General features: G+C 53.2%; 10 protein-coding genes and 1 pseudogene. All 11 read left to right on the top strand.

The features are described from left to right. Positions 1 to 1,040, top strand: a 1,040-nt coding sequence (locus tag AU509_RS07505) for a type VI secretion system Vgr family protein (protein WP_139824031.1), incomplete at its 5' end; no start/stop codon positions are given. A gap of 9 nt (positions 1,041 to 1,049) precedes the next feature. Further along, a pseudogene (locus AU509_RS07510) lies at positions 1,050 to 2,443 on the top strand (PAAR domain-containing protein). Then, entirely contained in the window at positions 2,443 to 3,222 is a 780-nt protein-coding gene (locus AU509_RS07515; RefSeq protein WP_094118047.1) for an ankyrin repeat domain-containing protein, read from the top strand. Before AU509_RS07510 ends, AU509_RS07515 begins: the two are co-directional and overlap by 1 nt. Positions 3,223 to 3,400: 178 nt before the next feature. Continuing rightward, on the top strand, positions 3,401 to 4,348 hold the full coding sequence (locus AU509_RS07520; protein WP_094118048.1) for a DUF4123 domain-containing protein: 948 nt from the start codon (positions 3,401 to 3,403) through the stop codon (positions 4,346 to 4,348). After that, a complete protein-coding gene (locus AU509_RS18570) occupies positions 4,345 to 4,887 on the top strand; it encodes a DUF4123 domain-containing protein (protein WP_254901539.1) in 543 nt (180 codons plus the stop codon). The genes AU509_RS07520 and AU509_RS18570 overlap by 4 nt, the downstream gene beginning before the upstream one ends. Next, complete coding sequence (locus AU509_RS18575; RefSeq protein WP_254901540.1) at positions 4,881 to 5,255, top strand: hypothetical protein; 375 nt, start codon at positions 4,881 to 4,883, stop codon at positions 5,253 to 5,255. The genes AU509_RS18570 and AU509_RS18575 overlap by 7 nt, the downstream gene beginning before the upstream one ends. Before the next feature lie 34 nt (positions 5,256 to 5,289). Next, positions 5,290 to 10,314: an RHS repeat-associated core domain-containing protein gene (locus AU509_RS07530; RefSeq protein ID WP_094118049.1), complete on the top strand. Its 5,025-nt coding sequence runs from the start codon at positions 5,290 to 5,292 to the stop codon at positions 10,312 to 10,314. A gap of 5 nt (positions 10,315 to 10,319) precedes the next feature. Beyond that, positions 10,320 to 10,697 (top strand): hypothetical protein, encoded by a 378-nt coding sequence (locus tag AU509_RS07535; protein ID WP_094102297.1) that lies wholly within the window; start codon positions 10,320 to 10,322, stop codon positions 10,695 to 10,697. A 338-nt stretch (positions 10,698 to 11,035) separates the two neighbouring features. Continuing rightward, positions 11,036 to 11,239: a hypothetical protein gene (locus AU509_RS07545; protein WP_094102298.1), complete on the top strand. Its 204-nt coding sequence runs from the start codon at positions 11,036 to 11,038 to the stop codon at positions 11,237 to 11,239. A gap of 151 nt (positions 11,240 to 11,390) precedes the next feature. Beyond that, positions 11,391 to 11,882: a hypothetical protein gene (locus AU509_RS07550; protein WP_094118050.1), complete on the top strand. Its 492-nt coding sequence runs from the start codon at positions 11,391 to 11,393 to the stop codon at positions 11,880 to 11,882. 654 nt (positions 11,883 to 12,536) lie between these two features. Further along, positions 12,537 to 13,457, top strand: a complete 921-nt coding sequence (locus AU509_RS07560; RefSeq protein WP_094118052.1) for a LysR family transcriptional regulator — start codon at positions 12,537 to 12,539, stop codon at positions 13,455 to 13,457. Positions 13,458 to 13,483: the final 26 nt, after the last annotated feature.

Genomic DNA, 13,483 nt, shown 5'->3' on the forward strand with positions numbered 1-13,483 from the left:
AGGAAGGCGGCGGCGAGCCGACCACGCTCAGTAACACCTTCGGCGTGGTCAAGGCCAGCACCACGTGGCGACCCGCGATGCCGCACCGCCCGATGGTAGACGGTCCGCAAATCGCGACGGTGGTTGGCCCATCAGGCGAGGAGATTTATTGCGATGAATACGGTCGGGTGAAGCTGCAGTTCCCATGGGACCGTTACGGCGCGAGCGACGACCAGAGCTCCTGCTGGGTACGGGTGAGTCAGGGCTGGGCGGGCGGTCAGTACGGCATGGTGGCCATTCCGCGCATCGGCCATGAAGTGGTGGTGAGTTTTCTGGAAGGTGACCCGGACCAGCCGCTGGTGACGGGAAGAACCTTTCACGCGACTAACCCGACGCCTTACGTTTTGCCGGAGCATAAAACGCGTACCACGCTGCGCACCGATACGCATAAAGGCACCGGTTTTAATGAGTTGCGCTTCGAAGATGAAGTGTCGCGTGAACAAATTTACGTTCATGCGCAAAAGGATGCGGATACGGTGATCAACCACATTCATCGCCAAAGCGTAGGGCTGGATCAGCACCTGAGCGTAGCGCAGGATCAATACCAGCGGGTTGAGCGTCACCGTCACCGAACCATCGGTCAGGATGACTTTGAACAGATCGGGCAAGATCATCATCAGGCGATCGGGCGTAATTTCATACAGCAGATCGGCCAGTCCCTCAAACGGCTGATCGGCGGCGGCGAGATCACCAAGATCGCGGGTAGCCGACAGTCAACGATCGGCGGTTCGGAAGAAACGCTGATCGGCGCGCACCAGCGCACGGTGGTGAACACTGATAGCTACCTCAAGGCGGCGGATATCGTGCTGGAAGCGGGTCAGGCCTTGACGATCAAATCGTCCGGCGGCTTTATCAAAATCGACAGCGCTGGCGTGACCATCTCGGGAACGATCGTCAAGATCAACGACGGCGGCTCACCAGGAACCGGGGTAGCGCCATCTTCTGTCGAACCGGATGCGCCGAATAAACCCACGCTGCCGGATGCGCCGGATCGTCGATAAGGAGATAACATGCCAAGTGCCGCACGTTTAGGCGACAGCTGCTCCGGGCATGGCTGTTTCCCCGCCACGCCGATTATTCAGGGAAGCAGCGATGTGATCATCAACGGCAAACCTGCCGCCCGTAAGGGCGATATGGTGCTGTTGCACGCTTGCCCTTGTCCCACCATGCCGCATGCCTTACATCCCCGGTCGATCTCTGCAGGATCCAGTAATGTCATCATCAACGGCAAAGCAGCGGCGCGGGTGGGGGATGCCATCGGCTGCGGTGGTTCCGTCGCCGCGGGTAGCGGGGATGTGATCATCGGCGACACGCCGCATCAGTCCCCGGTTAAATCCTGCGCGGAGCAGTCGGCCAGCAAGCGATCGCCGCTGCTGGCGTTGTCGCCTATGCTGCTGCCGTGGAAGGGCCTGATGTCGTGGATGCCGACGCCTGAGCTACCGCTGCCAACGGAAGCGTTGACGCTGGAACAGCGCAAAGCGCGTTACGCGGCACGTAAACAGCTGGCGCAACAGGCGTCGTCGGTGCCGGGCCTGCAAGACTCTGCCAAGCGTCTTGCAGGCAACAACGACAGTATTTTGCGCGCAGAGGCGGCGAAGTATGTCTATGATGTGGATGAATTTCGCCGCGGGAAGTATACGGAGCTTCCTGCCCCGCCGGTGGGGTTGTCTATCGTGGATCCTGAGCAGATGTTGTCAAATCAAGATAACCCTTATTTCAATAAAAAGTCCGGATTTGGGGCCGCGTTATTTAAGTCGGAGATCAATGGCGAAACGATGCTCACCTATCGGGGTACTGATAACTCGGTGACCGGTGCTAAGGATTGGAAAACTAATGGTTTACAAGGTTTAGGCTTGGAATCTGCCACATATAACCAAGCGATGGATTTAGCGAAACGCACCTCATTTGAATATGCAAATGAAAACATAAAGCTCGTGGGCCACTCTCTGGGGGGGGATTAGCCTCTGCTGGCGTTAGTGCAACCAAACTTCCCGGCTATACCTTTAATGCTGCGGGCCTACATGCCAATACGGTCGCCCGCGCTGGGGGAGCCTCTTTGGAGGAGACGGCCGCGCTGATCAAGACTCAGGCCGTCGATGGCGAAGTACTGACCATGGCGCAGACTTATGGCAAGGCGGCGGTTCCGGGTCTATTAGCGTTAGGAGGCTCGTTGATCGGTGGTTTGCTTGGGGGGGGAGCAATGGGAGCGATGGTCGGAGCGGCATGTGGCATGATGGAGCTTTACAAAGGCGCTTTACCGAAAGCCGTCGGTGAGATGTCGTCGCTACCGTCACTGGGCGGATCGCCCATTGCCCGTCACGGTATGGATCAGGTGATTGCCGGGATTGAAACGCAGAAGAAAGAGGATATCGGCGCAATCAATAGTGTGCTTAAGGAGACGTGATGCATTGGTTGAAACGTATCAAATGGGGATGTCTTTTTATCGCCAGTCTGTTAACGGCCTGCAATATAGGAGGACGGAGTATGGAAGCCAAAGAGCTGTTTGACCCGGCTACCGCTGCGCTATTGGAAAATATTCGCTCGGGTGATGAGAGCAAAGCTAGAGAAATGCTTTCTCAGGGCGTTAGGCTTAATATTCATGGCAAAGAAGGCATAACTCCTTTGCAATGGCTTATTATTGAAACGCGAGACAAAAAAGCGGTGGGGATGAGTTTAACCCTCGGTGCCGATCCCAACTTCAAAGATGGGGATGGTGATACGGCGGTCAATACGGTAACCGGATTTAAAGATCCCGATTGGTTACGGATGATGCTGGATGCTGGGGGCGACCCGAATACGTTGGGCAGTAACGGACAACCTCCTTTATTCAGCGCGATCGGTGAAGAGCGTTGGGCGGATATAGAACTTCTACTGGCGCGCGGAGCAGATATTAATGCGCAAGATATGCAGAAAAGAAACAGCGCACTGTATGCGGCTTATTTGAACAAATATGAAATCGTCTACTGGTTAATGGAACAGGGAGCCGCGGTTGAGGGTTACGATGATATCGGCGCTGATCTCGCTTGGAATGTTCATTTTAGCGAGTCGGTGATGTCCAAAGATGCGCCGCAACGTCCGTGGCTGATAAAGGTCAAGCAGGCGCTGGAGCAAAAAGGGGTTAAGTTCCCACCTCCCTCTCCTAAAGAAGTTAGAGCGCAGTGGGAAAAGGACAAGGCTAAATAGCTCACCATTATCAGGGAACGAGCAGATTCGTTCCCTGACATTTTCCTCTCCTGACATAGTTGCGTATTCTCATTTATTCCCTAACGAAAAATATAAATGCCACCGCGTGGAATAACGCCGTTATTTCGCAGCATTAATTCTTTATTGTTATCCCTTAATTCCGATTCAGGTTTATCAGATGAATGAAAAAAACAGCCTGAGACTCTTTGAGATTATTCGAAATAAAACCTCGCCGTTGTATGCCATTATCGATGTGATGTGTTATCCAGAGCTGCCGGTTTATTGGCGAGCCTTTCATCAGTCGGCGAAAGATCAATGGCGGCAGCTCGATTCCCCGATATTTCCAGATTCATTACGCTTAGTTGCGCCGTTTATTATCGAACTTGATGAAGGCAACTGCGGAGAAACGCTGCTGCATTGGACCCAGGGCCAGGACTACGGCCATCAGGGAACGTTGCTGATGACTGGCGACATGTCGCTTGATGAGATGGTGCAGCATTGGCAACGACGCGTGGTTTGCCGTGGACCCACCGGGCAGGAGACGCTGTTTCGCAGCTATGGCCCGGATGCCTTGGCGCTATGGTGGGCGACAATCAGCCCGCAGGAGCAAACGGATTTCCTTGCGCCTGCCCGGCAGCTGTTTCTACCGGCCGAGAATCGCGAGTTTTTGGATTATATTCCCTTGCTCGATGAAGAAATATCCATGTCGGCAACGAACAATTATCAAATATCGCTGAATCAAAGCCAGTTTGATCTCTTAACACACGATAATCGGCTGCGTTGTCTGGCGAATCAGCTTTTTATGTATGTCAGCGAAAGAACGTTTTTTTTATTAGATATCGAACTGTTGAGAAAACGTTTTATTAGCGGTATTGCGCTGGCTAAAAAATTATATCCGCGCGCCACCGACGCCGAATGCGAAGCCTGGTCTGCGCATCGCTGGATTATCGGCAGCGAGTTTTATCACCATCCTCATTTTATTCATCTGACCACGCGCCACGCTTTGGGAAAATGTATTCAGCTATTCAAATCCCAACCGCGCCATCTGGAAGAGGTTCGAGCACGCTACCACCGGCCTGACTGGATGAGGGGACTATCGCCTGACACATTGGAGGTCACCGAGTGACATCAACGACACCTTTAACCACGCCTTTTCTGACTAAAACGCAAGAAGACGCTGACGGATGGCTGGCACGTATCGATGAAGGCGGGTGTTTCATCGTGGCGGAAGCCGCCCTGAACGACGCGGCGCCGTGGCTGGCTGAGCGCTGGGGCGGCAGTCTGGAACACACCCGGCTGTATTGGGGCGAGGCCGGACGCCAGCATGCGTCCATCTCCCCCTATTGCATTCCGGTCACGGCACAAAACTGGCCTCAATTGGAAGAGTATCTTTGCACCCGAGATGGGTGGGGCATTGGCATTCAGCTTGAGTGGTTCATGCAGGCCTATACGCCGGGACAACAACTGGTCGAGCTGGTCAATCATCTGCGGCACTGGAGTTTGGTGGCGATGCCAGACGGAGAGAATGCCATTTTGCGCATCAGCGACTGGCTGATAGTGAAGCAGCTTCTGTCGGCCAGCACGGCGCAGGAGGCGACGGCCTTGTTCGGCCTATTGCCCGATTCTACGACATGGCGTCGGGGAGTGGCGCGTCGAAGGTGCTGACCCTCACGCACCGTGAGTCTCACGACATCCCCAATACTTCGCCCCGCCAACTCAGCGACGCCCAATGGCAGGCGCTCCTTGGCCCGTCCACGCAGAACGCTTTGGAAACCTACATGACTCACCTGCGCACCTACCATCCACGTTGGCAGTCCGAAGGCGATGACGTGCTGTTGGCATTTACTCAAGAACAGGTGAAGCAGGCCGAGCTACAAGGGTTTAACAACGACCGCGATATCGTGCGCTATCTGGCGCTGGCGACGGAGCTCAGTCCCGACTTTATCGGCGAGCTTGGGCGCAAACGGTCATGGCGGAACCGGAAATTATCGGAACCCAGAACAAAATGGATCGCCTCTACGCCGCCGCGGTGAGCCAACAGAGCGAAGCATAAAAGGACGTAGTGCTATGGAACAGACGAAATCAGCGACGCTGCTCTCCAGCGAAGAGGCCGCGAGTCAGAATTTTTCTACGGACAATAAAATCTCTGGGGGCTGCGTCAAATGCGGCTGCGAAGTCCTCATTTATTACCACTATGACACGGGTAAACCGGTACCGAATGCGCCCTTTGTATTGACGGACAGCAATCAGCACGTCATTGAGGGGAAAACGGACCAGAATGGCCTGTGCCTGATCTATGACATGGGCTGCGGGACATTTGATCTTTTGCTGGATGAAGGCTCGGACACGTTCGAACCGAAAGAAACCGTCAAAAATAACCCAGTCATGCAGTCCAACCCGGCGTATGCAGCGATAGCGGGCGAATACTTCGCGTTATTTCTTCTCTTGCACAAGCAGGGGCTGGTTGAATATGACGCCAGCAGCAGTAGCGACAGATACGTGGATGTGGACGGTGCGGGTTTATTTACCTCTATACCTCCCGAGTACCGCAAAGCCTACGATCGCTTTTGGGAGCTGGATGAGAAAATCAATGCGGGCAGTCTGGAACTCCGCCGGGCGGTAAATAAAATCCAGCATAGTCTGGCAGCAGAGGTCGCGGATAAGGGTGAAGGCGGTAATGCTGCCATCATGCTGTTTTGCCAGATTATTTTAGGCTGCATCCCCGTTGTCGGGCAGGCGATGGATGCCTACTCTATCGGAGAGTGGTGCTGGGATACGTACGAAGAGCCCGTGTTGCTGGAAGACAAATTGCACGTGGCTGAAGGCGTGCTCAATGTGATCGGCCTGGTGCCGGGACTGGGCGACGCCATGAAGGTCAGTGGCAAGGCCATTCTGAAAGCGTTGAAAAAAGTGGCTCCCGAAGAAATTCAGTTCGCCATGAAGATCATTCGAAAATTGTCGGATGGCAACCTGGTGAAAGGCATCAGTAAAATGCGTGCTGAGTTGAGCGTGTATGGTCAAAAGGCATTAAAACTGTTGGAGGATATGAAGGCGGCGTTGCAGAAGGCGTTGAAGTCGTCTGCGGACGATGGCTGGATTGTCGCCCTGATGAAAGACCGTTTTCATAAGATGGTCGATTTCCTCGATAAGTTATACAAAACGTTCAGCGATACGGTTGCTTACATTGAACGTAAATTTGACGAGTTCATTCCCCATGTCGTCACCCGCAAAGCGGGAAGCGCACGTTCTAAGGGCTCCGTTGCTGAAGCTGCGGAGGCTCCTAAAACGGCGCCGCATGCTGAAAGCCGGGCCGGAGAGCCCGCTCGGGCAGAAAGCGCGCCGAATAAACCCGCGAGCGAAAATGCCGCAGGTGATTCGACAGTCCCATCATCGAAAAAGCCGACATCCAAGAAATCTGAAGGCGCTGGCGAAGATGCTTCTTCGGGAGCCAAGTCTGAGCCTGCTCCCGCAGAGAAAAAGGCGAATGCCACTCCTGAAGGTAGTGAGTCCATCAATGCGGGCAGTAGTAAAGAACCTAAGCCCGATAAAACATCTCAAAAGAAAAAAGCGGACGAGGCAGAAGGGAAATGTGACGCCAATAGTAATAAGTGCCACAAAGAGGGGGAACCGGTCGATATGGCGACCGGTTTCGTGGTGGATTGGCGCACGGATTTTGAGGTTTCCGGCCTACTGCCTCTGACCATGAAACGCTACTACCGTTCTGGCGGCGAGCGTAAGCCGGGTTTACTCGGAGCGTTGTGGCGCAGCAACTGGGATATGTGTCTGGAGCTGGAGCAAGGCGTGGTTACGCTCACGGACGGTGAGTTCAACCAGTCCACTTTTGTCTTACCGGATGAGGGTGAATTCCTTCGTTCTCAGGCCAATCCAGAATGGCGGCTTTCGCGCCAGCAAGGGCAATTGGTTCTGATTCATTGTGATGGTCTGCGCTATCGCTTTGAACATGCTATGGGCAAGCGGCTGCTGCTGACATCGATCACCGACCGTGTCGGCCATGAGATCTCTCTGTTATGGGAGCGTGGAGTATTACGCTGGATCGAGTTGCCCGATCGTCGTTTGGTGCACGTCGAGACAGAGAAACGGCGTATCACCCAACTGACGTTGTGTGACGCACAACGTCAGCCACTACAGACGCTGGCGCGTTATACCTGGGATCAACACGGGTTCTTGCTCAGCGTGCGGGCGGGTGACGGGCGTAATTTCGACTACCGTTACTCACCCGAAGGCTGGCTACTGCGTTGGAACGATCTGGCACACACGTGGGTGGAACATACCTACGATGAGAAAGGTCGCTCAATCCAGGATCGGTCGTCGGAAGGATTCTGGCCCGGACGTTTCGAATATGACGATGAGAATCTGACCAGCCATTATCACAGCGGCTTTGGCGGCGTGGTTAGCTACACGCGAAATGAACGCAATTACATTCTCTGCAAACGGACGGCGGACGGGGGTGAAACTCACTACGAGTGGCAACAGAGTCTATTGGTTGCCGAAACAGACCCGCTGGGGAATCGCACGGAATATGAACACAACGATTGGGGGCAGATAACGGCCGTGACGCTCCCGGACGGGGCGGTTCATCGCTACGATTACGATGACGACGGCCAACTGCTGGCGTACACCAATCCGCTGGGCCATGTCTGGCAGTATCAACGCAACGCTCAGGGACAGGTCGTGGAGGTTAACGATCCAGAAGGCCGCGAGTGGCTGCAAAGCTATACAGAGCAAGGGCTACTCGCCACGGTGATTGGGCCGGACGGCGTTTTGCAGCGCTATCATTACAATCCACAGGGCTTCGTTAGCGCTATAGAAACCGACAACCTGCCCGCGGTGCGTTTTTTCTATGACGCGCAGGACCGGTTGACCGAGCGGCATATTGCCCGTGAGTCAGGGACTCAGATTCGCCGCTGGGAATATGAAGGCGCACGGCAAGCACCCGTTCGCGTCGTCTATGAGGACGGTAGCGCTACCCACTTTGGTTATGATGTGGAAGGCAATCTGACGTCTGTGTTGGACGCATTGGGGCAGCAGCACCAGTTCCGGTACGGCGCGTTCGACAATCTGTTGGAGTCGACCGACCCACTCGGCGCAACGGTCCGTTATCACTACAACACGGAAGCCGAATTCGCCGGTGTGACCAACAGTCACGGCGACGCCTGGACTTACTCTTTTGACGAGTGCGGACGGCTTTCCGAAGAGCGGCATTATGACGGACGCGTGTATCGCTATGCCTACGACGTGGCGGGGCGATTAACGTGTCGAACCGCCCCCGACGGCAGCCAGCAAGGCTACACGCACGACGCGTTGGGACGGGTAACGGAAGTCCAGTGCCTCACCGCTGAAGGGGCGACGGAAAGCGTCACCACGCTGGACTACGACATCGCGGGACGCCTGTTGCGCGCCAGCAACGCCGATGCCTGCGTGGAGTACGCTTATAACCGCTCCGGTCAGGTCATCTCCGAGCGGGTCAACGGGCAGGAAATACTCAGCGATTATGATGCGAGCGGTTACCGCGCGCAGGTCAATGGGTTGTTGGCGCCGCTGCAACAGCAGTGGCAATCAGGGCGGTTATCGGCGCTGGGCGTAGGTTCGCATCAGGCGTTGTCGTTCAGCCATACGGACGCGGGTCAGGAAAGCCTGCGCAGCAACGGCGCGGGCTTCGCACTGTCGCAGAGCTGGAGCGAGACCGGGCTGCTGGAGCGTCAGACGCTGGTCAACGGCGGCGGCAGCGAGCCGCACCATCTGGAGCGCCGCTATCGTTACGACGTGCTGGACCGTCTGGTGGGAATAAAAGACGCTCACTGGGGCGAGCAGGATTTCCGCCTGAACGGCAACGGGCAGGTGACGGCGGAGCGTCGCAATGGGCGCTGGCGTCAGGCGAAACTGTTCGGTTACGACAGCGAACAGAACCTGTGTGAAGTCTCGGAGATTATCGCCGCCTCGGGCGTGCCGCTGTCGGTATCTCAGGCGGTGTCGGAGGGCCAGCGTCGCTACGACGGCGCAGGGCGTATCGTCGAGCGCGGCGACGTGCGCTATGAGTACGATGCCTGCGGCCGGTTAAGTCGCAAGCGAGAGGTACGCGCGGGATTCAGACCGAAAGAAACGCGCTACGAGTGGGATACGCAGGACCGGTTGCGGCGGGTGAGCCTGCCGGACGGGGCGCGGTGGCGCTATGGCTACGATGCGTTCGGACGCCGGGTCAGCAAGGTGCGCGAAGGTCAGGTGGCCTCGTTGCAGTCGGTGTCGAAGGTCCAGTACCAGTGGGACGGCGACCAGTTGGTGGGACAGGTGCAATACTACGCCGATGGCACCCCGGCGCGGGAAGTGCAATGGGTGTATGAGCCGGGCAGCTTCCGGCCGCTGGCGCAGGTGGAGCGCAAGGGAGAAGAGACCCGACTGCACTATGTGGTGACGGACGTGGCGGGCACGGCGCGGGAGCTGTGCAGCGAGACGGGGGAAGTCCACTGGCGCGGTGAGCAGGGGCTGTGGAACGGACACCGTGAAGACCGGCTACCGGTGGGGCTGAAGCGCTATCTGGGCGACGCGGCAAACGAAGAAGTGTACTGCGAGCTGCGTTACCAGGGGCAAATCTACGACGCGGAAACGGGACTTTACTACAACCGGCATCGTTACTATGATGCGGACAGCGGGCAGTACATCTCGCCGGACCCGATAGGGCTGGCGGGTGGATTGAGGCCGCAGGGGTATGTGCATAACCCGTTGGAGTGGGTTGATCCGTTTGGGTTGGATAAAAAAGCTGGAAAAGAAGTTCCAGAGCGTGGTTATCATAATGAAACCTATGCACCGAAACCGGTTAAACCCGAAGATGCTGTTGATAAATGGGATGAGTTTTTAGGCCCCGGGCCACATACAAATACACATCCTCGTACTGGTGAAATAGATTCGGATAGAATAGTTTCGGCGGATGGGAAACGGAGTATAAGATATGGAAATCATGAGATGGGAAGTAAACCCACGAAGCATCATTATCATGAAGAGACATGGACTCATGATACTGAGAATAATGTTATGAATGTTGATAATCTTGTAGTTCGGGTGCCGTTTAAGAAATAAACTCTATGAAAATTAAATTGATAAAAGAACTCATTGATAAGGTTTTTTTTTCCTCTTCATTGGGTAGCGGCGTTGCTAAATGGAATGGGGATAAGTTTTGTATATCAGAGTGTTATGATGTTGAAATAGATTTCGATGCTGAGTATGTATGGGGTAAAGATATTTACCCCTCTGATTTTTCGTGCCATAAGATTATCTTTGAAAATGGGATGAATAAGATTTTCTCTAGAGTTATTGCCATTGAAGAAGATGTAATTACTATACAGCTAGATAATAATGTCGTATTTATTGAAGTGTTGGGTGTCGAAGGAATTAGTGTTGGGTGCTTCGTAATGTTTTATTCGTCCCCGGATAAAACAGTGTTGACACCATTTAATCTGTAATGTTTTTTGAAAAAAATCGGTAGTGGTTATGTGATCTTTCCGGTTTTTTGTTTTATGGTCTGGTCAACTGCTATAAATTGATCTGCATCTCAATAATAATTCTCCCTCTTTCCACTGTGATTGTAACTGATATCCATTTGATAAATCAGTACTTTTATAGCCGGCGGACTTTAAGGTTGATGGCGGAGGGCTGATTGGGCTTGCCGTTATGCGGGGCGTATCCCTCGGTGTAGTGACGCCCTGTTTTCAGTCTCTTCTCTTTTTACTGAGCGTGTTAACGGGCAGGAAATATTCAGCGACTACGATGCGAGCGGGTACCGCGCACAGGAGGTCGGGCTGTGGGCGGACGCTGGCGTCAGGCGAAACTGTTCGGTTATGACAGCGAACAGAACCTGTGTGAAGTCTCGGAAATTATCGCCGCCTCGGGCGTACCGCTGTCGGTATCTGAGGCGTATCGGCAGGTCAGGGTCGCTAAGATGGTGCCGATCGTATCGTCGAGCGCGGCGATGTGCGCTATGAGTATGACGTCTGCGGCAGGTTAAGTCAGAAGATGAAAGACGGCGTTCCGCAGGGAAAGAAATTCTGTGTTAAGGGGTTACTCAATTTGTGAATGGGGGGCAAATGGTTATGATAATCGGCGAAAAAGGTATAACAGCGTTGCCCGACTTCTTAAATTAGATGAGGATTGACCTAATGTTAAAGCGTGTTGTCGTATTATTATTCATTCTATTGTTGCCAGGGTATACGTTTGGGGAACAGGGTTTTGTTCAGGGACCATTCCAAATATCCCAAGATTATAATATTTATATCAAAAAAGAATATAGTGTAGATTACCCACTCGGTCTATATCTTGATAATAATGGGGTAAGCAACAAAATTGATCGATATGAAACCGAAGGTGATACACCTAATATTGAAACTGTCTTTTTTGTAACATTAAAAGGAATAAAAAATGTTATTGTGTTAGTTTCGTGGCATCAAATTCATCGCGCGGAGAGTATTAATGGAACGCAATATAAGGTATATGGGTATACATTTAACAATGGAAGGTTAGTTCCCAATGAAGAGATTAGCAAAGATTCAATGTTGATGGGAGATGATGGCGAGTTTAATGGTGATACGTTTAATTTCAAATATAAAAACGCCGCATCAATAAAAAGGTATTTGCTACACAAATATCAGTGAATGACCTATTACATCACGTTGTGCATTTAACCTCTATCTTCCCGTGGCCGGAGAAGACGACTCCGCATCGTTCCGCAAACTGCATCTGTCTTCTACCGGCCTCACAATTTTTATTTTCATCACCACCTCTTGGTACAACGCATTTTCCCTTTTAGATAGGGCTAACTATCTCATCTAAACGATTCATTCTTCCTATCTGCTCTCCTGCCTTTTCTTCTCATTCCTTTTTCGTACCTTATCCCTCTGCGGTCACCGCTGATACTTATCGATGAAGCGAAAACCTTCTCCACATTCGAGACACTATTTGCTCAATCACTGCGCTGAATTGCCCCCTTGTTGTCTATCTATTGTACAATTTGGCTGGTCTGTCCTGCTATTTCTTCAACCTGGACTATGTTTGTCGCGAGAAAGGAAGAAAACCGCGGCGTAGATGACGAGAGATCCACGGTGGATGAACCAAGGCGGCAAGCGCGTTGCCGACAGGCGCGCAGTGCTGAGTTTTTTGTTTGCTTATCAATACAGGAAAGATGGACGCGGTGAAGTGTTAGCGATGATATTGGATGAAATCGCTAAAGGAGCATGTCGGCGCACAGAGTTTTCATTGATCTCAAGCTTTTTTTCTATGGAAAGGCACTAGTCTAAAAGGAGTTAACCTTGTTTCTGCGACAACTTCATTATCTGGTGGCATTGGCTGAACATCGGCACTTTGCACAGGCCGCGGAGAGCTGCTGGGTCTCGCAACCCTCTCTGTCCGTTGCCCTTCAGCAAATGGAACGCGAGTTGGGCATTACCATTATTCGGCGCGAACGGCGTTTTCAGGGTTTTACGCCGGAAGGGGAGCGCGTGCTGGACTGGGCGAGAAAAACGCTGTCCTCCCTGGACGGTTTGAAGCAGGAGGCCGCTCTGGCGCAAGCCGTGGCCGGGGGGAATTTGGTTATCGGCGCCGTACCCTCCGCGATGAGGGCGGTTTCTACGCTGATTAAGGAGTATCGCCGCGTCATTCCCCGGCTGAATTTGAAAGTCTTTTCCCTGAGTACGCGCGATATTCTGAATCGGTTGAAAAATCAGGATCTGCATTTGGGTATCGCGTATTCCGATGTCAGCGCCGGAGAGATTTACGAGTCTTTGTCTCTTTACGCAGAGCGGTTTTTTCTACTGTCCAACAACGAAGTCGTTCCACCGGCTGGAGAGGCTTTCAGTTGGCGCGATGTGGGTGAGTTGCCGCTATGTTTGTTTAATCACGAGATGCAAAACCGGCGGGTCATCGAAGAGGCTTTTCGCGAGGCAGGGGTGACGCCTCAAGTGATTATCGAAACCAACGCGCTGAGCGTGTTATATGAAATGGTGAGTAGTGGACAAGCCTGCAGCATTGCTCCCATCAGCGCGATCCCTGAATATCTGATCGCCAACGGTATTGTCGCGCATCCCATCGAATCACCTCCGTTACCGGAAATGAGCCTGCTACGACTACGTAAGGACAACCCGCCTGCGCTGCTAGATGCGGTGTGGGGGATGACCACGCAGTTCGATCTACAGAGCAAAATCGACCAATCCATCTATCGAGCCAGTAAATAGAGCTGAGCTATTTAGAGATATTTTCA

Source organism: Lonsdalea britannica (assembly GCF_002111595.1).
Lineage (GTDB): Bacteria > Pseudomonadota > Gammaproteobacteria > Enterobacterales > Enterobacteriaceae > Lonsdalea > Lonsdalea britannica.